At 64.0% G+C, this 24,973-nt stretch carries 24 protein-coding genes and 1 pseudogene; 19 read left to right on the forward strand and 6 right to left on the reverse strand.

Annotated features, from left to right (window positions below):
* Window positions 1-60 precede the first annotated feature (60 nt).
* The 6 genes from chvE to QF015_RS15880 all read left to right on the forward strand — a co-directional run bounded on the left by chvE (window position 61) and on the right by QF015_RS15880 (window position 6,996).
* Window positions 61-1,185, forward strand: coding sequence for a multiple monosaccharide ABC transporter substrate-binding protein (chvE, locus tag QF015_RS15855; RefSeq protein ID WP_429390112.1), 1,125 nt, complete (start codon window positions 61-63; stop codon window positions 1,183-1,185).
* Window positions 1,186-1,311: 126 nt separating this feature from the next.
* A complete protein-coding gene (mmsA, locus tag QF015_RS15860) occupies window positions 1,312-2,841 on the forward strand; it encodes a multiple monosaccharide ABC transporter ATP-binding protein (protein ID WP_310203112.1) in 1,530 nt (509 codons plus the stop codon).
* Between the two features lie 5 nt (window positions 2,842-2,846).
* Entirely contained in the window at window positions 2,847-4,130 is a 1,284-nt protein-coding gene (mmsB, locus tag QF015_RS15865; RefSeq protein WP_310203110.1) for a multiple monosaccharide ABC transporter permease, read from the forward strand.
* Between the two features lie 39 nt (window positions 4,131-4,169).
* Complete coding sequence (locus QF015_RS15870) at window positions 4,170-5,183, forward strand: LacI family DNA-binding transcriptional regulator (protein WP_429390154.1); 1,014 nt, start codon at window positions 4,170-4,172, stop codon at window positions 5,181-5,183.
* Between the two features lie 10 nt (window positions 5,184-5,193).
* A complete protein-coding gene (gene pyrE, locus QF015_RS15875) occupies window positions 5,194-5,766 on the forward strand; it encodes an orotate phosphoribosyltransferase (protein WP_144652726.1) in 573 nt (190 codons plus the stop codon).
* A 105-nt stretch (window positions 5,767-5,871) separates the two neighbouring features.
* Window positions 5,872-6,996, forward strand: a complete 1,125-nt coding sequence (locus QF015_RS15880; protein WP_429390113.1) for a thioesterase domain-containing protein — start codon at window positions 5,872-5,874, stop codon at window positions 6,994-6,996.
* 112 nt (window positions 6,997-7,108) lie between these two features.
* On the opposite strand, the gene QF015_RS15885 is transcribed toward QF015_RS15880, so the two are convergent.
* The gene (locus QF015_RS15885) at window positions 7,109-7,828 is read right to left on the reverse strand and encodes a tyrosine-protein phosphatase (RefSeq protein ID WP_429390114.1); all 720 of its coding nucleotides are present in this window, start codon (window positions 7,826-7,828) and stop codon (window positions 7,109-7,111) included.
* Between the two features lie 12 nt (window positions 7,829-7,840).
* The gene (locus QF015_RS15890; RefSeq protein ID WP_090826227.1) at window positions 7,841-8,671 is read right to left on the reverse strand and encodes an HAD-IIA family hydrolase; all 831 of its coding nucleotides are present in this window, start codon (window positions 8,669-8,671) and stop codon (window positions 7,841-7,843) included.
* 301 nt (window positions 8,672-8,972) lie between these two features.
* Between QF015_RS15890 and QF015_RS15895 the strand changes: the two genes are divergently transcribed.
* From QF015_RS15895 to QF015_RS15910, 4 genes are all read left to right on the forward strand, one after another.
* On the forward strand, window positions 8,973-10,139 hold the full coding sequence (locus tag QF015_RS15895; RefSeq protein ID WP_429390115.1) for a hypothetical protein: 1,167 nt from the start codon (window positions 8,973-8,975) through the stop codon (window positions 10,137-10,139).
* Window positions 10,140-10,180: 41 nt separating this feature from the next.
* Window positions 10,181-10,879, forward strand: a complete 699-nt coding sequence (locus QF015_RS15900) for a TrmH family RNA methyltransferase (RefSeq protein WP_429390116.1) — start codon at window positions 10,181-10,183, stop codon at window positions 10,877-10,879.
* A 191-nt stretch (window positions 10,880-11,070) separates the two neighbouring features.
* Window positions 11,071-12,090: a class II fructose-bisphosphate aldolase gene (fbaA, locus tag QF015_RS15905; RefSeq protein ID WP_310203096.1), complete on the forward strand. Its 1,020-nt coding sequence runs from the start codon at window positions 11,071-11,073 to the stop codon at window positions 12,088-12,090.
* Window positions 12,090-12,512 carry a DUF3151 domain-containing protein gene (locus QF015_RS15910; RefSeq protein WP_039239501.1) on the forward strand — a complete coding sequence of 141 codons (423 nt, stop codon included), beginning with the start codon at window positions 12,090-12,092 and terminating at the stop codon, window positions 12,510-12,512. Before fbaA ends, QF015_RS15910 begins: the two co-directional genes overlap by 1 nt.
* A 92-nt stretch (window positions 12,513-12,604) precedes the next feature.
* Here the strand turns inward: QF015_RS15910 and QF015_RS15915 are convergent, their stop codons facing one another.
* Genes QF015_RS15915 through QF015_RS15925 form a run of 3 tightly spaced genes read right to left on the reverse strand, consistent with a single transcriptional unit; the run spans window position 12,605 to window position 15,566 of the window.
* A complete protein-coding gene (locus QF015_RS15915) occupies window positions 12,605-13,426 on the reverse strand; it encodes an ABC transporter ATP-binding protein (protein WP_310203093.1) in 822 nt (273 codons plus the stop codon).
* Window positions 13,423-14,478, reverse strand: a complete 1,056-nt coding sequence (gene fepG, locus QF015_RS15920; protein WP_310203091.1) for an iron-enterobactin ABC transporter permease — start codon at window positions 14,476-14,478, stop codon at window positions 13,423-13,425. Before fepG ends, QF015_RS15915 begins: the two co-directional genes overlap by 4 nt.
* Window positions 14,475-15,566: an iron chelate uptake ABC transporter family permease subunit gene (locus tag QF015_RS15925; protein ID WP_397336625.1), complete on the reverse strand. Its 1,092-nt coding sequence runs from the start codon at window positions 15,564-15,566 to the stop codon at window positions 14,475-14,477. The genes fepG and QF015_RS15925 overlap by 4 nt, the downstream gene beginning before the upstream one ends.
* A 135-nt stretch (window positions 15,567-15,701) precedes the next feature.
* Between QF015_RS15925 and QF015_RS15930 the strand changes: the two genes are divergently transcribed.
* Window positions 15,702-16,724 (forward strand): ABC transporter substrate-binding protein, encoded by a 1,023-nt coding sequence (locus tag QF015_RS15930; protein WP_429390117.1) that lies wholly within the window; start codon window positions 15,702-15,704, stop codon window positions 16,722-16,724.
* A gap of 98 nt (window positions 16,725-16,822) precedes the next feature.
* On the opposite strand, the gene QF015_RS15935 is transcribed toward QF015_RS15930, so the two are convergent.
* The gene (locus QF015_RS15935; protein WP_429390118.1) at window positions 16,823-17,455 is read right to left on the reverse strand and encodes a uracil-DNA glycosylase; all 633 of its coding nucleotides are present in this window, start codon (window positions 17,453-17,455) and stop codon (window positions 16,823-16,825) included.
* Between the two features lie 389 nt (window positions 17,456-17,844).
* On the opposite strand from QF015_RS15935, the gene QF015_RS15940 reads away from it, so the two are divergent.
* The 8 genes and pseudogenes from QF015_RS15940 to QF015_RS15975 all read left to right on the forward strand — a co-directional run bounded on the left by QF015_RS15940 (window position 17,845) and on the right by QF015_RS15975 (window position 24,887).
* A complete protein-coding gene (locus tag QF015_RS15940) occupies window positions 17,845-18,474 on the forward strand; it encodes a SipW-dependent-type signal peptide-containing protein (RefSeq protein ID WP_429390119.1) in 630 nt (209 codons plus the stop codon).
* Window positions 18,475-18,477: 3 nt separating this feature from the next.
* On the forward strand, window positions 18,478-19,137 hold the full coding sequence (locus tag QF015_RS15945; RefSeq protein WP_310203082.1) for a SipW-dependent-type signal peptide-containing protein: 660 nt from the start codon (window positions 18,478-18,480) through the stop codon (window positions 19,135-19,137).
* Window positions 19,134-19,658 (forward strand): signal peptidase I, encoded by a 525-nt coding sequence (locus QF015_RS15950; RefSeq protein ID WP_429390120.1) that lies wholly within the window; start codon window positions 19,134-19,136, stop codon window positions 19,656-19,658. Before QF015_RS15945 ends, QF015_RS15950 begins: the two co-directional genes overlap by 4 nt.
* Window positions 19,645-20,337: a hypothetical protein gene (locus QF015_RS15955; RefSeq protein WP_429390121.1), complete on the forward strand. Its 693-nt coding sequence runs from the start codon at window positions 19,645-19,647 to the stop codon at window positions 20,335-20,337. The genes QF015_RS15950 and QF015_RS15955 overlap by 14 nt, the downstream gene beginning before the upstream one ends.
* Window positions 20,334-20,852, forward strand: coding sequence for a hypothetical protein (locus QF015_RS15960; protein WP_429390122.1), 519 nt, complete (start codon window positions 20,334-20,336; stop codon window positions 20,850-20,852). The genes QF015_RS15955 and QF015_RS15960 overlap by 4 nt, the downstream gene beginning before the upstream one ends.
* 231 nt (window positions 20,853-21,083) lie before the next feature.
* Window positions 21,084-22,373: an adenylosuccinate synthase gene (locus QF015_RS15965; RefSeq protein WP_310203075.1), complete on the forward strand. Its 1,290-nt coding sequence runs from the start codon at window positions 21,084-21,086 to the stop codon at window positions 22,371-22,373.
* A 137-nt stretch (window positions 22,374-22,510) separates the two neighbouring features.
* Window positions 22,511-24,004, forward strand: a pseudogene (locus tag QF015_RS15970) (MFS transporter); the annotation flags it as partial.
* 10 nt (window positions 24,005-24,014) lie between these two features.
* Complete coding sequence (locus QF015_RS15975) at window positions 24,015-24,887, forward strand: SMP-30/gluconolactonase/LRE family protein (protein ID WP_429390124.1); 873 nt, start codon at window positions 24,015-24,017, stop codon at window positions 24,885-24,887.
* The last annotated feature ends 86 nt before the right edge of the window (window positions 24,888-24,973 follow it).

The following is a 24,973-nucleotide window of genomic DNA, read 5'->3' on the forward strand; positions in this document are numbered from 1 at the left end:
CGCGCAGATGCTCCGGCTGCATCAGAGTTCGCGGCAATGCTGCCGCGGAAGGAGAGCATCGTGAGATTGAAGAAACTCCTGGGCGCCGTCGCGGTTGTCCTGACCTTGACGGTGGGAGCCACAGGCTGCGGCAGCCGCGGTGGCACTGCCGAATCCACCAGCAGCGCCAACCCCAGCGATTCCCTGGTGGGCATTTCGATGCCGACACAGACGTCCGAACGCTGGATCGCAGATGGCGCAAACGTCGAGAAGTCCTTGAAGGACCTCGGCTACAAGACAGACCTCCAGTTCGCCAACGATGACATTCCCACGCAGGTCTCGCAGATTGAAAACATGCTGACCAAGGGCGCGAAGGCCCTCATCATCGCAGCCATCGATGGCACGACCCTGACCGACGTCCTGGCCAAGGCCAAGGAACAGAATGTCAAGGTCATCGCCTATGACCGCCTCATCAACGGAACCCCCAACGTGGACTACTACACCACGTTCGACAACTACACCGTGGGCGTCCAGCAGGCCACCTCGCTGCTGACCGGCCTGGGCCTGGTTGACGCCAGCGGCAAGAAGGTTGAGGGCAAGGGCCCGTTCAACGTTGAGCTGTTCGCGGGCAGCCCGGATGACAACAACGCCAACTTCTTCTGGACCGGCGCCATGGACACCCTTAAGCCGTACATGGATGCAGGCACCCTGAAGGTCCCCAGTGGCCAGACCAAGTTTGAGCAGGCAGCCATCCTCCGCTGGCAGGCACCTGTAGCCCAGAAGCGCATGGAAGACATCCTCACCTCGGCCTACAGCTCCGGCACCAAGCTCGACGGCGTCCTGTCACCGTATGACGGACTGTCCATCGGCATCATCTCGGCCCTGACCAGCACCGGTGGCTACTCCACAGGCAAGCTGCCCGTTGTTACCGGCCAGGACGCAGAAAAGGGCTCCGTGAAGTCCATCGTCGCCGGCGAGCAGTACTCCACGATCTTCAAGGACACCCGCCAGCTCGGCGCGCAGGCCGTGAAGATGGTTGACGCCGTCCTCAAGGGCAACGAGCCGGAAACCAACGACACCAAGACCTACAACAACAAGGTCAAGGTTGTCCCGGCCTTCCTGCTGAAGTCCGTCATCATCACCAAGGACAACTACAAGAAGGAACTCATCGACTCGGGCTACTACAAGGAATCCGACGTCAAGTAGCCAGTCCCTGGTCTGTGGTCCCCGCCTGCCTGTGCTGCAGTGTGCAGTGCGGCGGGGCCACAGCCTCCTCCAGAGCCTCCGAGTCCTCGGCCTGGCCAAGTTTCAACCAGTCAGCGGGAATTGACGATGAACGTACCCATTCTTCAAATGCGAGGAATCACCAAGACTTTCCCCGGGGTAAAAGCCCTGCAGGACGTCACCCTGGACGTCAACCGCGGTGAGGTCCACGCCATCTGTGGCGAGAACGGCGCCGGGAAGTCCACCCTCATGAAAGTGCTGTCCGGCGTTTACGCCCACAACACGTTCGACGGCGACATCCTCTTTGAGAACGAACCGTGCGATTTTTCAAGCATCACGGACAGCGAGAAGCGCGGCATCGTGATCATCCACCAGGAACTGGCCCTGAGCCCGTACCTGTCGATCGCCGAGAACATCTACCTCGGCAACGAACTGGCCAAGAACGGCTGGGTGGACTGGCGGAAGACCAATCTGGAAGCTGCCAAGCTGCTGGCACGCGTAGGCCTCAGCGAAAATCCGGTCACGCCCATCCAGCACATCAGCGTGGGCAAGCAGCAGTTGGTGGAGATCGCCAAGGCCCTGTCCAAAGAGGTGAAGCTCCTCATCCTTGATGAGCCCACTGCAGCGCTGAACGATGAAGACTCCGACCACTTGCTGGACCTCATCCTGCACCTCAAGGGCCAGGGCGTCACCAGCATCATCATCAGCCACAAACTTAACGAAATCCGGAAGGTGGCCGACGCCGTCACCATCATCCGCGACGGCAAGTCCATTGAGACCTTGCGGCTGGACCAAGGCCAGATCACCCAGGAACGCATCATCCGCGGAATGGTGGGCCGCGACCTTGAAAGCCTCTACCCGGACCGGACGCCCAACATCGGCGAGGAAGTCCTCCGCATCGAAGACTGGACCGTCCAGCATCCCCAGGACCATTCGCGCATGGTGGTGAACAACGCCAGCCTCAATGTCCGCAAGGGTGAAGTAGTTGGCCTGGCCGGCCTCATGGGCGCTGGCCGTACCGAGCTCGCCATGAGCGTCTTCGGCAGGACCTACGGGCGGGCAGTGTCGGGCAAGGTCTACAAATACGGCCAGGAAATCAACACGTCCACCGTTTCCGACGCCATCGAGCACGGGATCGCCTATGCCACCGAAGACCGGAAGCACTTCGGCTTGAACCTGATCGAGGACATCAAGCGGAACATCTCCATGGCCGCACTGAACAAGCTGGCCAAGCGCGGCTGGGTGGACGGTAACCAGGAAACCACCGTTGCCAACCACTACCGCAAGAGCATGAACATCAAAGCGCCCTCCGTCGCTGCCATCACAGGCAAGCTCTCGGGTGGAAACCAGCAAAAAGTGGTGCTGAGCAAGTGGATGTTCTCGGACCCCGACGTCCTGATCCTGGACGAACCAACCCGTGGAATCGACGTCGGCGCCAAGTTCGAGATCTACACGATCATTGCCGAACTCGCGGCCGCGGGGAAAGCAGTCATTGTGATCTCCTCTGAGCTTCCGGAGCTCCTGGGCATCTGCGACAGGATCTACACGCTGTCCGCAGGCCACATCACCGGCGAGGTCCCCATCGCCGAAGCCACCCAGGAAACCCTCATGCACTTCATGACCAAAGAGAAGGAATAGCGAACATGTCCGCCCTACGAGAATCCCTTGGCTTCCTCACAAGCCGCCTCCGCCAGGTTGGCATCTTCGTCGCCCTGATCCTGATCGTCATCCTTTTCCAGTTCCTGACCGACGGCATCCTCCTGGAGCCGCAGAACGTCACCAACCTGGTGGTCCAGAACAGCTACATCCTGATCCTGGCCATCGGCATGGTGATGGTCATCATCGCCGGACACATCGACCTTTCAGTCGGCTCCATCGCAGGCTTCATCGGCGCCGTAGCCGGTGTGATGATCGTGCACTGGGGGTGGGCATGGTGGCTCGCCATCCCGGCCTGCCTCCTGGTCGGCGCCCTGGTGGGAGCGTGGCAGGGATACTGGATTGCCTACGTAGGTATTCCGGCCTTCATCGTGACCCTCGCCGGCATGCTGATTTTCCGTGGCCTGACCCTCATCACCTTGAAGAACCAGCAGATCACCCCGTTCCCGAACGAACTCCGTGCTCTGGGCGGCGGCTTCCTGCCGGACATTTCCGGCGGCACCTCGGTGCTGGAGTGGCTGACAGTCATCCTCGGTGTCGGTGGCACCGCGGCCATCCTCTTCCAGGCACTGAAGGAACGCCGGGTCCGCCGCAAGTTCAACCTCGAGAATGAGCCGATGGCCTGGTTTGCCGTCAAGAACGGCTTTATCGCAGTGCTGATGCTCATCATCACCTTCCTCCTGGCCAGCTACCGCGGAACCCCCATCGTCCTGATCGTCCTGGCTGTCCTGGTGATCGTTTACTCGGCCCTGATGAACAACAGCATCTTCGGCCGGCACACCTACGCCATTGGCGGCAACCTCCACGCGGCTGAACTTTCCGGCATCAAGACCAAGAAGGTCACGTTCCGTCTGTTCGTCAACATGGGTGTCCTGGCCGCCCTGGCCGGCCTGGTGTTTACGGCACGCCTGAACTCGGCACAGCCTGCGGGTGGTACCGGCTTCGAACTCGATTCCATTGCGGCCGCATTCATTGGTGGCGCAGCCGTCCAAGGCGGCATCGGTACGGTAGCGGGTGCCATGATCGGTGGCCTGATCATGGGTGTCCTGAACAACGGCATGTCCATCCTTGGCCTGGGCACCGACTACCAGCAGCTCATCAAGGGCCTGGTGCTCCTGCTCGCCGTCGGCTTCGACATCTTCAACAAGAACCGGACCGGGGCCGGTGGAGGGTCCGGCATGGGCAGGCGTTTCAAGTGGAAGACCACGCCTCCGGCAACCGAAGCGGCCCCGGCCGCCACAGCTGAGCCTGTCGGCGTCGAAGCGAAATAGTCGCTGATGTCCCGAGGGGGAGCGGCCAGGCCTCCCGTCATGGGGGACGTCGCGAAAATGGCCGGGGTGTCGCACCAGACTGTTTCCCGTGTGCTCAACAACCACCCGAATGTGAGCGGACAAACCCGCGAACGTGTGGAATCCGCCATCGCGCACCTTGGGTACACGCGGAACACGGCAGCCCGCAGCCTGGTCACCCGGCGGTCCCGGACCATCGGTGTGCTGGCTTGTGAGACAGGCCAGTTCGGCCCGGCGAACACGCTGCTGGGGGTTGAACAGGCTGGCCGGGAAGCCGGGTACTTCGTCAGCATCGCCAACCTTCGCGAAGTGACGGGTGCGAGCATCAACGACGCCATTGCCCATTTCCGCAACCAATCAGTGGACGGGATCGTCATCCTGGTTCCGCACCCCGATGTCCTGGCCGTCCTGGGCGATGTTTCGGTACCCGTACCGATCGTCGCCGTAGGGGCCGGGGCCGGAAACCAGTTGACGGGCGCGTCCCTCGACCAACGGCTGGGAGCGCGGTTGGCCGTTGACCACCTGATTGGGCTGGGGCACCGCAACATTGCCCATATCTCCGGTCCTCCGCACTGGATTGACGCCGCGGAGCGGATCAAAGGCTGGCAGGAGGCGCTGGGCTCGGCAGGGCTGGAAGCCAGGGTCCTCCTCGAAGGTGGTTGGGATGCCGCCTCGGGCTACCGCGCCGGCCGGGAACTGCTGCAGCACCGCGGTATCACGGCTGTCTTCGTCGCCAACGACCAAATGGCCGTCGGCGTCCTCCGGGCGGTCCAGGAAGCGGGGCTCAGCGTGCCCGGCGACATCAGCGTCGTCGGATATGACGACCAGCCCGAAGCCGAGTTCTTCATGCCTCCGCTGACCACCATCAAGCAGGACTTCGAGGAACTGGGCCGCCGATGCATGGAAGCCGTGCTGCAACAGGTGGACGGAGACGAACCCAGCGACGAACAGATGGTCAACCCGGGATTGGTGATCCGCTCCACCACGGCTGCCCCTGGCGGTCGCAAAGCCTGGCCCGAAGCAAGTTCCCACTAAACTAGGAGCCATGACTTCCTCGCCTGACACTGCAGCTGCCCGCGCCCGCCTTCTTGAACTCATCAAAGAACTCGCGGTGGTCCGCGGCAAGGTGATCCTCTCCAGCGGCAAGGAAGCGGACTACTACATCGACCTCCGCCGCATCACCCTGCACCACGAGGCCTCCAAGCTGGTGGGCCAGGTCATGTTGGCCATGATCGACGACGCCGGCGTTTCAGTCGAGTGCGCCGGCGGGCTCACCATGGGTGCCGACCCCGTCGGTACCGCTGTGATGCACGCTGCTGCCGACGCCGGCCGTGCCGTCGACGCGTTCGTTGTCCGCAAGGCCCAGAAGTCCTACGGCATGGGCCGACAGGTGGAAGGCCCCTCGGTTGAAGGCCGCAATGTTGTGGTCCTCGAAGACACGTCCACCACCGGCGGGTCCGCGCTGACCGCCGTCGAAGGTGTCCGGAAGGCCGGCGGCAACGTCGTGGCCGTCGCCGTGATCGTTGACCGCAACACCGGCGCCAAAGAGAAGATCGAAGCCGAAACCGGAGTGCCGTACCTCTTCGCTTTCGGCAAGGACGAACTCGGCCTCGACTAAAGAGTTTTGTACGGATTCGGCCCTTAATAGCGCATCTTAAGGGCATCAGCTGTACGCAACCTACAGGACTGTGAGGCACCACCTCCCGAAGCCTATGCTTGCTGCGTGGACGTTCAGGTAGGGAAGCTCCCGGCACCGGCGGAGGTGGAAGAAAACCTCCCGGTGCCGGCTTCTCCCGAGGCGGGGAAGGCAGAGGATCCGGGCGCATGGGCCCGGATCCTGCCCTACGCTGCCCGCCTCAAAAAGACGAGCCGCCGCAACTTCCTCATCACCGCCGGAGCCTCCGCAGCGCTCGCCGGGGACATGTTGTTCACCCGCCGGGTCCAAGCTGACCGACGGGCTACCAGGATCCTCCGGGTCCCGGACCCGTACTCCGATCTGTACTTCCCGAAAGCCAGCTGGATCCTCTTCCCCGGGTACAAGACCAGCTGGGAGGAAGCACAGTGGATCCTCAACTCACTTCGTCCCGCCCTCCACCAGCGCGGCCGCCTTGCCGCCGTCGGATATTCCAATCTGGGACTGGACGTGGATGAAATCGTCCGCGAAATCATCCTCCACGTCCGGGAACTGCATCTGGAGAAGCTGTACTTCTACGGGCACAGTTTCGGCGGGATGCTCGCTACGCAGGTTGCCGCCCGCCTGCTGGAACTCCATGGCGTGGAAACGCAGCTGATCGTGCTGGATTCAAGCCCGTTCAGCCGGGCGGACGTCCTGGACCAGAGCTGGTTCGACGGTGTGGTGTTCTTGTACGAGAACGGCTTCCGCATCCCGTCAGTACTGCGCGGTGGTTACGAACTGGGGGAGCGCGTGGCCCACAAGGACGAGCGCACGTGGCGGCAGATCCTTGACCAAAGCCTTGAACAGCTCTCGCCCATCGCCCCTTCCAGCGTGCTCATCCAGACAGAGTCGGCGTACATTTACCACTTTGACGGACTCCGGTTGGCCGGAAAGATCGGCGGCGCGAAGATGGCGTTCATGGGAAACGCCAAGGACGGCACCGTGGATTACGAGTCGGCGCGTGCAGGGTGGAGCAAGGTCTTCGGAGCAAACATGGCCCTGCCCACCCTCAGCACGGAAGGTGCCAGGCCCGCGCATGCCAGCCCTCAGTGGAACGGCGGCGTGTACCGGCCGCTGCTGGAACGGGTCCAGAACGAGCTTGAACCCCTTCCGCCGGAACCCGTGGAGCCGTCGTACCAGGAGCCGAACGGCAAGGTCATCCGCCCGGCCTGACGTCTCTTCGGCTGGGCCTGCAGGCCTTGCCCATTACGCCAAGCACCGGAGGCCCATCGGGCACATGCCGGACGAACGCGGCCTCTACCCACAGATGCCATCCACCCAGGCATTACAGAGCCAGCGATTCAACCTCGACGGCGGTGAGGCCCGCTTCGCGCAGGAAGCTCCGCGCGTCGCCGAACTCCTGCTCAAAGCCGGCCAGGAAATGCCGCATTGCAGCTTCCGGGCTCTGCAGGACCATCAGTTCCGGGCTGAAATATGCTGCGGGGGTGGAAGGGACGTGCAAATGCCACGTCTCAGCCATGACCTCCAGCATGGTGGGGAGGCTGACGGTGGTAGCCGTGTAATCCTTGACCACGGCATCGTCGGACTCGCCTGAGGCCAGAAGGGCAACCGCCGACACCACCCCGGTCCTGTCCTTTCCCAACGAACAATGAACCAGCGTGCGCTTCCCGCGGGCGACGGGTCTCAGGGCGTCGGCCACCCACTGCGGCCGCAACCGGATCCACCCCAAATACAGCTCGCCGAGGTCTTCGGCCGTTTCCACGGCCTGGAGCGACCCCGCGATGGCGTTCGGGTCCAGCGGGTTGTGGATGAGTTCGACGGCGGGCGGGGCGGCGGCAGGCCCGCCGCCGCCGTCGTGAATCAAGCTATCGTCGTGAACCAACCACGGAACCAAGGAACGCTCGAGTTCGCTGCGGAGGTCCACAATGGCCTGGATGCCGTGCTCCGCCAGGAATCCCGACGTGGCAGCGGCATCCAAGCCGAACGGCTGGCTCCCCCTGAGTATCCGGCCACCGGCCAAGGGACGCAGATTGAGCACAGCCATGGTTTTGTCCTCTTAGATTTGGCTCTTGAGGTCGGCCACGGAGTTCAGTATCTGGTTGGGCCGGAACGGGAAGGAGACGATTTCTTCGCGCTGCGTGATGCCGCTGAGCACCAGGACCGTGTGCAGGCCTGCTTCCATGCCGGCCACGATGTCCGTGTCCATGCGGTCACCGATCATCGCGGTGGTCTCCGAATGGGCGTCGATCTGGTTCATGGCGGAGCGGAACATCATGGGGTTCGGCTTGCCCACGATGTACGGCTCGCGGCCCGTGGCTTTGGTGATCATGGCCGCTATGGCGCCGGTCGCGGGCATGGGGCCGTCCTTGGAAGGGCCGGTGGCATCGGGGTTGGTGGCGATGAAGCGGGCGCCGGCCAGGATGTGGCGGACGGCCATGGTGATCGCTTCGAAGGAGTACGTGCGGGTTTCGCCGAGCACTACGAAGTCGGGGTCAGTGTCGGTGAGGATGAACCCGGCCTCGTGCAGGGCTGTGGTGAGGCCTGCTTCGCCGATGGTGTAAGCGCGGTTGCCGGAATCCGAGGACTGGACCTGGTCCTTGAGGAACTGGGCCGTGGCCAACGCGGAGGTCCAGATGTTCTCTTCCGGAACTTCCAGGCCGGACGCGCGCAGGCGTGCTGCGAGGTCGCGCGGAGTGAAGATGGAGTTGTTGGTCAGGACGAGGAAGCGCTTGGACGTATCCACCCAGCGCTGGATGAGCTCAGCTGCGCCCGGGATAGCCTGGTTTTCATGGACCAGAACGCCGTCCATGTCTGTGAGCCAGCATTCGATTTCGTGGCCGTTCCGGTAAACCGAGGTGGATGTGTGGGGCGTGGATTCTTCTGCCATATTTGCCTCCGGCTGGTATTGGTCATTCACTGCCCTCAGTCTTTCATCATTCCGCTGCCCTAAACATCCTGCGCTTTCGCTTATGTGGGTAGTTCTGCCCATGTGGATAACCGTTTTGGCTTGTGTGGCCCGCCCTGACCTGCACTACGCTGGTGGCTGCGCGGCACAGGCCACGCCGTGGGTCGGGGGATCATCACGGTGGCCACTCAGTGCCTGCCGTGCATCAGCAGGTCCCCTTTTTCCAGATTGTCCACCGTGTCCTCAGACACGGTGCCAGCACTGCACTTTGAAAGGGCCTGCCATGAGCAGTAACAACGGAGCACCGCAGCCTCCCTACAACCCCGACGGCGTGCCGCAGCCGCGCTACGACACCGGCCAGGGCCAGTATGGCCAGTACCGGCCGGGGCAGCAGCCGGAAGGTCAGACGGAGGCCTTCCCCACGCAGCCGGCTCCCACCCAGGCCTTCCCCACGCAGCAGCAGAGCCAGCCCGCCGGACAGGGCCAGCCCGGCTTTCCTCCGCCCGGTTCGGGCTACCCCGGCCAGTCCGGCCATCCGGGCTTTCCTCCGCCCGGCTCCGGCTACCCCGGCCAGCCCGGAGGACCCGGCGACCACAACAGGAAGTCGCTGTTCCTCATCCTGGGTGGCGTCGCCGTCGTCGTGATCATTGCGCTGGTGGTGGCGTTCACGTGGTTGATTCCGTCGATGGCCAAGCCGACGGCGGTGGACACCCCGGCCCCATCAGTGACGTCTTCGGATGAGGCTTCCGATGCCGCGGCCGAACCCTCGGCCGAACCCTCCGCAGAGCCGTCCGGCGACGCTTCTGCGTCCTCCGACATCCCGGCCGGCGCCATCCCGCTGCCGGCCGTGTGGGAAGAACTCGCCGGTCCCACCAATGTTCCGGCCGACGGCGATCCGCTGTTCAGCAAATGGGTCACAGGCGAATCGTCCTTCCAGTACTTGGCCGAATGGACCCACGACGAGTCGTTCGGGATCACCAAGGACCCCTCCACGGGTGAAGAGATCCAAAAGAAGGCCCAAGGCACCACGGAGACCGACGGCGACGGAATCGCGCTCGCCTACGCGTTCTTCGCGGAGTCCGAGGAAGGCAAGTTCGGCAAGGATCCCGTGGAGGTCAAGAAGGCCATCCAGGACATCGAAGCCCGGTACAAGGGCATGACGGCCACGGAACTCCCGCAGAACCTGGTGGGCCACAAGTGCACGTCTGACTTCAAGACCTCCATGCCGGAAATCCGCGAGTTCCGCCGTGGTGCCGCTGTTGTCATTGCCTTCACCTGCACCAACGCCCGCGGTGAAGCCATCGAGGCAGTGAACTTGTTCTCCGTAACCCCATGGGGCACTCCCCAGATGCTCGGCGTCAGCGGACACAAGGAATACTGGGATGCCCACCCGGGGCTCTTCGAGCAGTTGGGCAACTCATACCGCATCAACAAGTGGAAGATGAGCTAGGGCCGGCTGGGCGATGACACGGGCAGGGCTAAAGTTGAGGGGTGACTGACCTTCCCCCCGCTACAGCCCTGCCCACGCCCGCCGAATCCCCTGACGGAACCACAGCAGAGGGCGAGGCGGAAGCGAAACCCGAGGTCGGCGTCGGGCCTTGGGAAGGTGAGTGGCCCGTTGGCGAGCACTGGGACCCGGACCTGTTGAGGGATGGTGACCGCCGGAACGTGGTGGACCAGTACCGTTACTGGAAGCACGAGGCGATCGTGGCGGACCTGGATTCCAAGCGCCACGATTTCCACATTGCCATTGAGAACTGGCAGCACGACCTCAACATCGGCACCGTGGTTCGGACCGCCAACGCGTTCCTCGCCAAGGAGGTCCACATTATTGGTCGACGGCGGTGGAACAGGCGGGGTGCCATGGTCACCGACCGCTACCAGCACGTCCGCCACCACCCCACCGTTGAGGACTTCGTCCAGTGGGCCGAGGGGGAGGGGCTTGCCGTGATCGGCATCGATATCTTCCCGGATTCCGTGCCGTTGGAAACCTACGACCTCCCCAAGAACTGCGTCCTGGTGTTCGGGCAGGAGGGCCCCGGCCTGACGCCCGAGGTGCACGAAGCCGCCGTCGCTACCCTGTCCATCGAGCAGTTCGGCTCCACACGTTCCATGAACGCGGCGTCGGCCGCGGCAATCGCGATGCACGCGTGGGTCCGCCGGCACGTATTCCAGCAGCCCGTCGTTTAGCCCCCGAGATGCCATTTAATGACAGTCCCGGAGCGGCGGGATTGTCATTAAGGGCCAACCCGGCGGAAGTGTTAAGGGCCCCAGTGACCCGAAACACGGCGGTCCGGCGGATATCGCTAGGATGGGTGCTAGCCGTAAGCGGTCTACTCCAGGGTTACCAACCCACAGACGAATTCAGCATAGGAGTCACCATGCCCATTGCAACCCCAGAGATTTACTCCGAGATGATCGACCGCGCAAAGGCTGGCGGATTCGCTTTCCCCGCGGTCAACGTGACGTCGTCGCAGACTCTGAACGCTGCGATCCGCGGTTTCGCCGAGGCCGAATCCGATGGCATCATCCAGGTTTCCACCGGTGGCGCAGCCTACTGGTCCGGCGCTTCGGTCAAGGACATGGTGGCCGGTTCCCTCGGTTTCGCCGCGTTCGCCCGTGAAGTGGCCAAGAACTACAACGTCAACATCGCCCTGCACACGGACCACTGCCCGCAGGACAAGCTGGCGGACTTCGTTCTGCCGTTGCTGGCTGCGTCCGAGGAAGCCGTGAAGGCCGGCAAGGATCCGATCTTCAACTCGCACATGTGGGACGGCTCGCACGAGACCCTTTCGGAGAACCTGCGCATCGGCCGTGAGCTGCTGGAACGCGCCGCTGCCGCGAAGATCATCCTCGAAGTTGAAATCGGCACCGTTGGTGGCGAAGAAGACGGTGTTGAGAACGAAATCAACGAGAAGCTCTACACCACCACCGAAGACGCCCTCGCCACCATCGAGGCCCTGGGTGCCGGCGAAAACGGCCGCTACCTGACCGCGCTGACGTTCGGCAACGTGCACGGGGTGTACAAGCCGGGCAACGTGAAGCTCCGCCCGGAACTGCTCAAGCAGATCCAGTCCGAGGTTGGTGCCAAGATCGGCAAGGACAACCCGTTCGACCTCGTCTTCCACGGCGGTTCGGGCTCCACGGAGCAGGAAATCGCTGACGCTGTTTCCTACGGTGTGATCAAGATGAACATCGACACCGACACCCAGTACGCATTCACCCGCCCGGTGGCCGGCCACATGTTCTCCAACTACGACGGCGTCCTGAAGGTCGACGGCGAAATGGGCAACAAGAAGACCTACGATCCCCGCGTCTGGGGCGCTTCGGCCGAAGCCGGCATGGCCGCGCGCATCGTCGAAGCCGCCCAGCAGCTCGGATCGGTGGGCAAGACCTTCTAATGTCCGACGAATTCCGGAAGAACCTGATGGGGCCGGAGCCAACGCTCCTGCCCGCCGAAAACGAGATCTACCAGCACCTGGCCCTCGGCAAGGAAGCACTGGACCTCGTAGCGCAGAACCCCACATCCTCGCTGTTGTGGGCCATTCTTGCCGAGGAAGCCTGGGCAGAAGGCCGTACCATCGAGTCCTACGCCTATGCCCGCGTCGGTTACCACCGCGGCCTGGATTCCCTGCGCCGCAACGGCTGGCGCGGCGTCGGACCCATTCCGTGGGAGCACGAGCCAAACCAGGGCTTCCTGCGTGCGCTCTACGCGTTGGGCCGGGCCGCTTCGGCGATCGGCGAAGCTGAAGAACCGGAGCGGATCGAGAAGTTCCTGAACGACTCGGACCCGAAGGCCAAGGCAGCCCTCGAAGCCCGCTAAAGCCGCAAACAGCGACGGCGACCCGCACCGAAAAGGTGAGGGTCGCCGTCGTCGTTAACCGCCGAAGTGCCTGATCGCCGAAGTCGTTAAAGTTAGTCCGTGACGGCCGCATGCCGTGGACGCCCCAACGGGACCACCAACGGCGTGTGCGTCACGGGGTCGTCGATGATCCGGCAGGCCATCCCGAACACTTCCTCCACCAAGGACTCGGTGATCACGTCCGAAGGGGCGCCCTCGGACACCACCACTCCGTCCTTCATGGCGATGACGTGGTCCGCGTAGCGGCTGGCGTGGTTGAGGTCGTGCAGGACAGCCACCAGAGTGTGGCCCTTGTCCAGGTTGAGCTCACGGAACAGCTCCAACAGCTCGATCTGGTGGGCGATATCAAGGAAAGTAGTGGGCTCGTCCAGGAGCATGAGCGGCGTTTGCTGGGCGAGGACCATGGCCACCCACACCCGCTGCCGCTGGCCGCCCGACAGTTCATCCACCAGCCGCCCGGACAAGGCCGCCACGCCGGTGGCCTCCATGGCTTCAACCACTGCGGACTCGTCCTCCACACTCCATTGCCGCAGCAGCTTCTGGTGCGGGTAGCGGCCGCGGGCCACGAGGTCAGCCACCGTGATGCCGTCGGGGGCAATGGAGGACTGCGGCAACAGCCCGAGGCGCCGGGCCAGTTCCTTCGCCGGCAGCGATGTCACGGACTTTCCGTCCAGCAACACCTGCCCGCTGCGGGGCTTGATCAGCCGGGCGAGGGCGCGAAGCAGCGTGGATTTACCGCATGCGTTCGGACCAACGATCACCGTGAACTTCCCCTCGGGGATGCGCACGTTGAGGTTCTCGGAGATGATGCGTTGCTCGTAGCCGATGGTCAGTGCTTCGGCATGGAGCTGAGGGGCAGCAGTGGTCAGGCTCATGATTTCCTTGCTTCCCTGGCCAACAGCCAGACGAGGTAGATACCGCCGATGCACACCGTCACAACACCAACGGGGAGCTGGATCGGGGCGAACAAGCGCTGGGCCGCGAGATCGCTGGCGGCCAGCAGGAACGCACCCATGAACGCCGAGGGGACCAACGTGATGCCCGCGCTCCGGGTGAGCCGGCGGGCCAGTTGGGGAGCAGCCAGCGCCACGAACGCGATGGGACCCGCGACGGCGGTGACGGCCGCCGTCAACGCCACGCCCAGGATGAGCAGCAGCAAACGGGTGGGTTCGGCCCGGACGCCCAAGGCGCGTGCGGCGTCGTCGCCCATTTCCAGAAGCTGCATCCGACGCGCGGCTGCCAGCGTGGCCAAGCCAACCACAAGAACCACGACGGCGGCGGGCGCCGCTTGCTCCCAGGTGATGCCGTTGAGGGACCCGGCTCCCCAGACAGCTGCCGCCAGGGCGGCCTCAAGTTCGGCCTGCAGGATCAGCCAGTGGTTGAACGCGGCCAGCATTGCGCTGATGCCGATGCCCACAATGATGAGCCGGAAGCCCTGGGATCCGCGCCGGTATGCCAGCAGATAGACCGCCAGGGCTGTGAGGATGCCACCCACCAGGGCGCCTGCTGCCACCCCCGCGTAACCGCCGCCCACCGTGAGCATCACGATGAGCGCCCCGGTGTAGGCGCCCGTGTTGAAGCCGATGATGTCAGGGCTGCCCAGCGGGTTGCGGGTCATCGATTGGAAAATACCGCCGCTCATTCCCAACGCTGCGCCGAACATCAGCGCGGCCACCACCCGGGGGAGGCGCCACTCCACGACGATGGTTTGGGCGAGTCCGGGGGCGTCGCCGGTGAAGGCTTGGAGGACTTGGGGCACGGACACCTCGTAGTCGCCGGTGGCCAGCGAGACCACGGCAACTGCAAGGGCGGCCAGGACCAACGGGATGCAGACGAGGATGCTTCGGACATCGAATCGCAGGCTCAGCGAACGGTTGCGGACCAACGCGACAGGCCGGCCGAAATCGACGGGGTGGAGCCGGCTCACAGCCCGCTCACCTTCCGGCGCCGGGCCAGCGCTATGAGGACCGGCGCGCCGAGGAACGCAGTCACCACGCCCACGGGCAGCTCACCCGGAGCGGCAACCCTGCCCACGACGTCCGATACCAGCAGCAGGATGGGAGAGAGCAGCACGGTGGCCGCCAGGATCCACCGCTGGTCCGGCCCAACGATCCACCGGGCGACATGGGGAATCATGAGACCCACAAAGCCGATGGCTCCAGCCCCGGCGGTAGCGGCGCCACTAAGGAGCGTGATGGCTATGACGCCGAGGATGCGGGTGCGGTTGACGTTGGCGCCGAGGGAGGTGGCGAGGTCGTCGCCCAGCGCTACGGCGTTGAGTCCGCGGACGCAGAACAGTGCGAGCAGCAGCCCAACACCCATGAACGGCACCACTGTGGCAACAGCCTCCATGCTGCGGGTGTCCAAGGATCCGATGCTCCACGAGCGCAGGTGGTCGAACGCCTTAGGGTTCAAGAGCGTGAGCCCGGAGCCGATGCCCGTCAAGACCGCACCCAAGGCGACCCCAGCAAGCGTCAGCCGGATGGGATTTACGACGTTGCGGCCCGAGGTTCCGATCAGGTACACAGCCGCCGTGGTCAGGATGGCACCAATAAACGCGAACCAGATGTAGCCACTGAGCGAACCGATGCCGAAGACGCCAATCGCGATCACCATGGCAAATGAAGCGCCCGCATTGACGCCAAGGATGCCGGGATCTGCCAGCGGGTTGCGGGTGATCGCCTGGATCAGCGCCCCGGCAACGCCCAAGGCAATCCCGACGGCGATGCCCATCACAGTGCGGGGCAGGCGGCTTTCGAGAATGATCGCGTGGTCCGCGGTGTCCTGCGGGTTGGTGAAGGCCTCAAGGACCACCGATGCCGGAATGAACTTGGCACCGACACCCAGGCTCAGGAGGGCGGCGCCCAGGAGGACGGCCGCGGCAAGGGCCAGGACGAGAATCCGCCAGCGGGATTTACTCACGACGCCGGACCCGGCCACCGCGCCAGCAGCTGGAAGGGCGGGAGCGGCTACTTGGGACATAGCGCCGTCATGTGGGACACAGCAGGGGACCATTCCGGGGAGTTGGGCGGCAGGAGGGCGGCCAATCCGTGACTGTCATCACAACGTCACAGAAGTGTGCCTTAATTAGGTTAGCCTTACTCCGTGAAAAACGACGATTTTGAAGTACAGCCGCGTAAGGCTTCCCAAATGCGACGAGGTGGAGGCCGCAAACTCGCACTGAAGGTGGCCGGCGCCGCCGTGGCGATTGCCCTGCTCGCGGGCTGCGGCACCAGTGGCGGCTCGGGTTCGAGCGCCGGCAACGCCGACGTTGCCACCGGCGGTTCCAAGTTCACCACGGCCGACCAGGAAACAGCCAAGCTGGGCACGGACGCCGCTCCCGGTGTTTTCCCACGGACCCTGAAGCATGCCAACGGTGAAACCACCCTGGAGAAGAAGCCCAGCCGCGTGGTGGTCCTCGACACCGGCGAGTTGGACGATGTCGTCAGCCTGGGTATCACGCCGGTCGGCATGGCCACCACCGAAGGCGCCAACCCCGTCCCCACCTACCTGGCCGACAAGGTCAAGGATGTGGCTTCAGTCGGCACCATCCAGGACCTCAACCTCGAAGCAATCGCGGCGCTGAAGCCTGACCTCATCCTGGGCAGCCAGTTGCGGGCGGACAAGTTGTACAAGCAGTTGTCCGCCATCGCTCCCACGGTGTTCAGCATCCGCCCGGGCTTCCCGTGGAAGGAGAACTTCCTGCTGGTGGGCAAGTCGCTGGGTGAGGAGGACAAGGCCGTCAAGGCGCTCAACGACTACCAGGCTGAGGCCGACGCTCTCAAGGCTGACGTCAAGGGTGATCCCAAGATCTCCCTGGTTCGCTTCCTGCCGGGCAAGATCCGTCTTTACGCGAACAAGTCGCTCATTGGCGTCATCCTGAAGGACGCGGGCCTGGCCCGTCCCGAGAACCAGAACATTGATGAACTTGCCTCCGAGATCTCGGCCGAGAACATCGAGCAAGGCGACGCCGACTGGATCTTCTACAGCAGCTACGGCGACCCCGGAGCAACCGGTGAGACGTCGGTGGTGGAAGGCGCCGTCTGGCCCAAGCTCGGTGCAGTGAAGGCCGGACAGGCAAAGGCCGTCAGCGACGACGTCTGGTTCCTCGGCCTCGGCCCCACCGGCGCCCAGCTGATCCTCAAGGACCTCCGCAGCATGCTGGTCGGCTAACGCCGCCGGACACCCCTGGGCACTCGACCACAAGCACCCCCAACGACGACGGCGGCCCTCACCAAAAGGTGAGGGCCGCCGTCGTTTGCTGCTGGTGACTAGGCCTTGCGGGGGATGCCCGTGCGTGCCATGGCCTCGGCGTAAGCGCTGTGGATGGCATCCAGGTATTCCTGCTGGCGGGCCGGGGTTCCGGCGAAGGACCGGCCACCCAGTGAACGGACTTTGAACGTCTTGAAGCCACGGCGGGCGATGCTGGCCGGGGCAGCCTTCATGAGCTGATCGGCAAGGCGGTGTGCCTCGTTGCCGTGTGCCACCAACGCGGAGGTGCGCGGCAGGAGTTGCAGGAGACGCAGGAGCGGCTTGAGGCCTTCGGTGATGTTGGCCGGCGTGAGCTTGCCCGGTTCCTCGGTGGGTTCGATCCACGGGTACGCGTTCCACGGCATCATGAGGGCGGGACGGAGACCCAGCTGCCACTGCATGCCGAGCATGCGGGTGTTGGCTTCTTCGTCACCTGGATTGATGAAGCCCTGGCCGGTGGTGGTGCGCTGGTTGGAGAAAAGGCTGACGATGCGGCAGTCATCCATGCTGTGGGCGGGGTCGATGTAAAGGACCTCGCTGCCCGGCTTCTGCTCCTTGATGGAGTCGCACAGCTCGTTGACCTCGGCAATGTGCGGTTCGTAGCGGCGGTTCCAGAGGATTTCTTCGGGTGATTCAGTCGCCAGTTCTTGCATCAGGGGTTAGGTCTCCTAGGTGTTACAGCGCACCGATCCAGGGGGCCGCGGGCATGCCGCAGCCGAACCTCAAAGGGTGCTGTTGGGGGCTAACTAACCTTACCGGACTATGGGGGTTAACGGGGCCTGCTCCGGCGCGCCCCTGAATGCGACGCGGCGTGTTGCCCGCAAAAGTGGCAGGCATCTCGACGGCGCGTGGTTGGGTCCCGACGACGGCATGCGGCAGGTGAGTGCGGCGCATGAGCCCATTTGCGCAGGTCAAAGCCGTTGACTTTCAGGTGTGGGGATGATGGGTTGGAATTATCGGTTTTGGGGGAAACCAGCGGGGACCTCCACCTCCGGGCTCCGATCTCTTGATCGTCAGCATCACATCTATCGTGGGGGTAATAGTGGTTGCAACATCAGCATCAACAGAGACAGAACCCGATCACGGCGAAGGCAGTACGCGCAATGCGCCGAAGATCCGTGCCATCCTTGCCGGTGGCCTGGTGCTGGGGGTCGGTGCCGCCATCACCCTGGCCGCCTGGAACGACTCCGAATTTGCCCAAGGAACATTCACCGCCGGCGCGTTCAACCTCGAGGGCAGCACGGACGGGACCACTTTCGGTGAGAACCCCGTCACTGCCCCGGCAACGTTGGGCTTCACCGCCGCACCGGCCAACCTCGCGCCCGGGGACGTCGTCACGGCACCGTTCGCGGTAAGGCTGGACGACACCACAAGCAACGACGCCACTGTGACGGTGTCCACGGAAGCATCGACGGGGGCCCTGACCGGACTGAGCTACTCGCTCACGCAATCCACTGACTTCGGCTGCGCCGAACCGGTGACGGCGACATTGGTGGCGGCCGGGCAGGAATTGGGCACGACGCCGGGCAGTGTCACCTTCGCGCTGGCGCAAGGGACCGGGACCGATCCAGGTGCGCCGGTGAACCTCTGCTTCCGGATCACCGCAGATGATGACCTCGTCCAATCCCAGTCCGGGACCACCACCTGGGAATTCGCCGCGCAATCGCAGTGATCCATGGGCCGACGACTAGCCAAGACCAGGCGCGGTGCAGCTTTTCTCCGCATCCGCGCACTCCTTGCGGGGGCGTTGGTGATGGGGCTCGGGAGCTCCGTGACCCTGGCATCGTGGACCGACAGCGACTTTGCCACAGGTTCCTTCGGCGCGAGCGTGTTCCAAACGGAATCCAACGTCACCAAGCCCTACAACGCGTCAGGGACGTGGAGTCCCAATGACGTTGCGCCCGGTGCGGCGATGGTCTTCACCGCAGCTGCGATGAGCCCTGGCACCGTGGCCTACGCGCCCTTCGCCATCCGAACCAAAGCGACGTCGGTCAGCGGAGAAGTGGTCCTCGGCATCCCGACTGTTACCAGCAGCGCCACGGGAACAGCAGATCTGGGGGCCGCCCTGCGCTACCGGGTCGTTCGTTCGGCAACGTGCGATGCTGCAGCCTTCACCGGAACCCCTGCCTTCGTGGTGGGCAGCGACGGCGCCAAGCCGTTCACGCAAGGGCAAGCGGCCGGCGTCGTCAATCCCTTGGCTGCTGCTTCGGCCACGTTGCCCGGGGCGCCCACGCAGTTCTGCTTTGAGGTCACTCTTCCGGCCGGCGCGAATAATGCGCTGCAGGGCCAAACCGCCACCGCGACCTGGCAATTCACTGCCACCTCCAGTTCATGAGCCGCCGCCCATTCCGCAGCAGGCTGCGGGAAACAGTGTTGAACCTGGCGGCGGTGGGCGGCGCCGTCTGCATCCTGGCCGTGGTCTGCGCAATGCTGTTCAACATCACTTTGGTCATGTTCAAGACGGGATCCATGTCGCCGGCCATTCCGGCGGGTTCGCTGGCCGTGGTCCGCGGAATCCCGGCGGAACAGATCGCCATCGGTGATGTGGTGACCGTGGACAGGCCCGGGAAGTTGCCCATCACGCACAGGGTCCAATCGATCGAGGCCGCCGACGGCCCCGCGCGAACCATCACCATGAAGGGCGACGCCAACACCGAAGCCGATCCTGCACCCTATGTGGTGGAGGACGTCCGGTTGGTTCTCTGGTCCTTGCCGGGACTTGCACACCCGCTGGCGGCAGCGGCCAACCCGGTGGTCCTCGGCACCACCACCGTTGCCGTGTCGGCGCTGGTGACATGGGTGCTGTGGCCCCGGGGCGCACGTCGACGCAGGAGCGGGCAGCATGTGGCAGCGTAGGCGGGTGGGGACGGCATGGTTGCTGGGCGTAGTGATGCTTGGGGCAGCGCCCGTGGCGCCTGCGGTCGCCGCGGTCGGTGACCCGCCGGCAGTTGCCGCGGACGGTTGGTTGGAGCTCGACGCCGGTCCGGCGGGGGAAGTGCATCAGCTCGCCCCGGGCGGGAGCGCGGATTGGCCGATGGAGGTGGAGGTCCACGGCGAGCCTGCCACGTCCCTCGAGGTGGGTCTTCGGCCCGAACCGGCGGCAACGGAGGTGCTGCGGGAGTTCCTCAGCGTGGAGCTTCAGGCGTGTTCCCAGCCTTGGGACGGACATTTCTGTGCCCAGGGGCAACGTGTGGTCATGCCTCGGACGTCACTCACCAGCGCAGAGGGGATGCGGGTGGACCTGATGGATCCCGGCAGCCCCGAAACAACCAAAGCCCATGTCCTGCTGACAGCGACCTTGGCGGCGGATGTTCCCCGGGAGGTGCAGGGAAGCCGCACACGGATTGTGGTGGGCGTCCACGGTTCAGGTGACGTTCCCGCCAACCCGGCCGGGCCGCCGTCGGGCGTCCTCGCTGACACCGGTTTCCGGCTGGGAGGGTTCGCGGTCCTCGGTTTCCTGGCTGTAGCGGCGGGATTTGGGCTCGCTCGCCTGCGGGGTCCTGCCGGGTGCGCAAACGCGGGGGGAAAGACATGAGACTGCGGTTCGCATTTCTTGGCGCACTGCTCAGTACGCTGACCCTGCTCTTCGCTGCCTCAAGCCCGCCTTCGGTCACGGAGGCTGCGTGGCAGCGCACGCCTTTCTCCAATGGCAGCTTCGGGACCATCACGGTTCCGCCGGCAGCGCTCAACGGCCCCTGCGAGTTCCACCCCGTCATTCTTGGCGTTGGCGCCTACATCAGGATCTTCTGGAAACCGCCGGCCGGGTATCCCAATCTGACGGACGCCGTGATAGACGTTCACTTGACTACTTCAGGATCTGCCGTGACGACGTTGCAGGGGTATCCGGGAGCGGCTAACACCACCGGAACCTCGGCCGGCTACACCACGGATATTCCGGCAACCCTCCTGGGCGGCTTGTTGGGCTTCAACACACAATTCCAAGTCGATATTTACATCACGAGTGCCGGTTGGAGGTCCACGCCGGTGTCGGTCAGGGCGAACGCGGGCGTCATCGCCGGTATCGGTGGTTCCTGTACAAATGTCGCCTGACCGTCCACCGCGGACCCGGCGGGGTTTCCGTGCGGAAAACTTCACCGGGCCGCCTCATAAGACGCCTTGACACCAGAGAAAGCGGTCTCATCGGCTAAACTTGGCTGGTAAGAGCCCCGTAACTCTTGCGTAAGTCGCCGCTCGCGGCAGGCTGCACCGGTAACGTCGGGGCATTCTCATGTACGGCGCCAAACCATCGCGGTTTGGCCCGAAAGAATGGGGGAGGATCCCATGCCCGCTATCGTGATCGTCGGAGCCCAGTGGGGCGACGAAGGCAAAGGCAAAGCAACCGATCTGCTCGGTGGCCGCGTTGACTACGTGGTCAAGCCCAACGGCGGTAACAACGCCGGGCACACCGTGGTTGTTGGCGGTGAGAAGTATGAGCTGAAGCTCCTTCCCGCGGGCATCCTGAGCCCCAACGCCATTCCCATTATCGGCAACGGCTGCGTGGTGAACCTCGAGGCCCTGTTCCAGGAAATCGACGGCCTCGAAGCCCGTGGCGCGGACACGTCCCGCCTGCGCGTTTCGGCCAACGCCCACCTCGTAGCCCCGTACCACCAGGTGCTGGACAAGGTTACCGAGCGCTTCCTCGGCAGCCGCGCCATCGGCACCACCGGCCGTGGCATCGGCCCGGCCTACATGGACAAGGTGGCCCGCCTGGGCATCCGCGTCCAGGATGTCTTTGACGAGTCCATCCTCCGCCAGAAGGTGGAAGGTTCGCTGCGCCAGAAGAACGAACTCCTGGTCAAGGTCTACAACCGCCGCGACATCGTGGCGGACGAGATCGTGGAGTACTTCCTGTCCTTTGCCGAGCGCCTGCGTCCGCTGGTCATCGACAGCACGTTGGAGCTCAACAACGCGCTGGATGAGGGCAAAGTTGTGCTGATGGAAGGCGGCCAGGCAACGTTCCTGGACGTAGACCACGGCACCTACCCGTTCGTTACCTCGTCCAACCCGACTGCCGGCGGCGCTTCCGTTGGTTCGGGCATTGGCCCCACCCGCATTTCGCGGTCCATCGGCATCATCAAGGCGTACACCACCCGCGTTGGCGCCGGCCCGTTCCCCACGGAACTGTTCGATGACATGGGCGTTTACCTGCAGAAGACCGGCGGCGAGTTCGGTGTGAACACCGGCCGTCCCCGTCGCTGTGGTTGGTACGACGCCGTGCTGGCCCGCCACGCCTCCCGCGTGAACGGCTTCACGGACTACTTCGTCACCAAGTTGGACGTCCTCACCGGCATCGAGCAGATCCCGGTCTGTGTTGCCTACGATGTTGACGGAGTCCGCCACGACGAAATGCCCATGACGCAGACCGAGTTCCACCACGCAGTTCCGATCTTCGAGTACTTCGACGGCTGGACCGAGGACATCACCGGCGCCCGCACCCTGGAAGACCTCCCGGAGAACGCCCGCAACTACGTGCTGGCCCTCGAAAAGCTGTCCGGCACCCGCTTCTCGGCCATCGGCGTCGGCCCGGACCGCGACCAGACGATCGTCGTTCACGACCTGATCAACGACTGACTTTTCTGTTATTTACGACGGCGGCGGGTCACCTTGGTTCCTCACGGAACCAGCAGGTGGCCCGCCGTCGTTTATGCGCAGTTTGTAAAGCTTCGCCCATCCGGGACTAATCTCCCGCCCAGCGGGGTTACGCCCTTCGGAGCGAAACTGGTGATGACCGCGAAAGGGAGCAGATGACGACAGCAACTGAAGAAGGAGTCGGGTTCCGTTCCCGGCGTGGACCCATTCTGATTGCACTGATGCTCGCAACGGGCCTGGTGGCGATCGATGCCACCATTGTGGCCACGGCGGTGCCGTCCATTGTGGAGGACATCGGCGGATTCGCCTCCTTCCCCTGGCTGTTCTCGGCGTACCTGTTGGCGCAGGCAGTCTCCGTACCCGTCTACGCCAAGCTTTCGGACGTGGTGGGGCGTAAGCCGATGATCCTGGGCGGGATTGGATTGTTCCTGCTGGGTTCGATTCTCTGTGGGCTGGCCTGGAGTATGCCGGCACTCATTGCCTTCCGCGTGCTCCAAGGGCTCGGTGCCGGGGCGGTCCAGCCTGTGGCCATCACGATCGCCGGCGATATTTACACGTTGGCGGAGCGGGCGAAGGTCCAGGGATATCTGGCCAGTGTGTGGGCCATTTCTTCGGTGGTGGGACCAACATTGGGAGGTGTCTTTGCCTCGCTGGGAATCTGGCGATGGATCTTCCTGATCAACATCCCGCTGTGCCTGATCGCGGCTTGGATGCTCCTGCGTACGTTCCACGAAAACGTGGAGCGGACGAAGCACCGCATCGACTACTTGGGCGCCGGGCTGCTGACGGTTTCGTTGAGCCTGCTCATCCTCGGGGCCCTGCAGGGCGGTCAAGCCTGGGCTTGGGATTCCGTGATCAGCATCTCCGTTTTTGCGGGCGGAGCCTTGTTGTTCGCTGCGTTCCTGTTGGTGGAACGGAAGGCTGCAGAGCCGGTCCTGCCGCCTTGGGTTGTCTCCCGCAGGCTGCTGGCCACCACGGCCATGATTTCCTTCGGCGTGGGTGCCGTCATGCTGGGGCTGACTTCCTATGTCCCAACGTTCCTGGAAGGGTCGCTGAAGACCTCGCCCCTCCTGGCCGGGCTCGCCCTGGCGGCATTGACCATCGGCTGGCCGATCAGTGCATCGCAAGCCGGCAGGTTCTACCTGCGCATCGGGTTCCGGAACACGGCCGTCATCGGCATTACGATCACGGTGATCGGCGCGGCCGTCCTTGCCCTCACTGCCTTGACGCCCAACATCCTGCTGGTTGCTGTGGCTTGTTTCGTCGTCGGTCTCGGGCTCGGGTTGGTGGCAACGCCCAGCCTCATTGCCGCGCAAACCAGCGTTGAATGGAATGAACGCGGCGTAGTCACCGGCACGAACCTCTTTGCACGTTCAATTGGAAGCTCCATTGGCGTGGCCGTTTTCGGTGCCATTGCCAACGCCATCTATGCCAACGGTCCCAGTGGCGGTCCCGATCCGCAAACCACCACGGACGCGTCCTCGGCGGTCTTCCTGGCGGTGCTCGTCAGCGCTGTCCTCACCGTGGTGGCCGTTCTGGTGATGCCCGCCGACGGAAAGGGCACTGCCAAGGAGCAGGCCCGGAAACCCAGCTCGGAACCCGCGAACGACTAGTCTCGAACACATGGAAGAACTCATCACCGGCACCCTGGAGAAGTTGTTCGAAGGAACAGTCTGGGCTGAGGGCCCGCTCTGGGTTCCCGAGTCGCAGACAGTTCGCTGGAGCGACATTCCCAACAACCGCATCCTGGAGTTCACGCCCGCCTCGGGCGCGACGCGTGAGTACGCGACCGGCGTCGAATATACCAACGGGCGGACCCTCGACCACGACGGCAGCGTGGTGCAGTGCAGCCATGGCCGCAGGCGCATGGAGCGGGATCACGACGGCGTGGTGACGGGTTTGGTTGATTCGTTCGGCGGGCGTCGGCTCAACTCGCCCAACGACGTCGTGGTGGCAGGGGATGGGACGGTCTGGTTTACCGATCCTCCCTACGGCATCATGCCTGGGACGGTGGAAGGACATGAGGGTCAGCAGGAGTACGGTGGGTGCTACGTTTTCCGCTTCGATCCGGTCTCAGAGGAGCTGACGCCAGTGATCACGGACCTGGTCCACCCCAACGGGCTGGCCTTCTCCCCGGATGAGTCGCTGCTGTATGTGGCGGATACTGCGGGTCCCGCCCGGGGAGTTCCGTTCCGGATCTCTGCCTATCCAGTGGCGGACGGTGGGTGTGGGGAAGGCCGGACGCTCGTTCAGCTCGAGGACGATGCGGTTTCGGACGGGTTCCGTGTGGACGTCGAGGGGCGGGTATGGACATCCGGTGGCTCGTCGGTGCGCGTGTACTCGCCCGACGGCGGGCTGCTGGCCGCCGTCGACGTTCCGGAAAGGGTCTCGAACCTCTGCTTTGGCGGACCTGATGGGAGCGATCTCTACATCACGGCCACCACGTCCCTGTACCGGCTGCCAACCTCCACGCAGGATGCGGCCCGGAGGGGCTAGGCGCAAAGAACCATTGGACAGCTTGCTGTCGAGAGGAGCATAATAGTTAGCGGAGCTAATTAGCATTGCTAACTATTATTCCCTTC

The sequence above is a fragment of the Paenarthrobacter sp. TE4293 genome (assembly GCF_050435325.1).
GTDB lineage: Bacteria > Actinomycetota > Actinomycetes > Actinomycetales > Micrococcaceae > Arthrobacter > Arthrobacter nitroguajacolicus_C.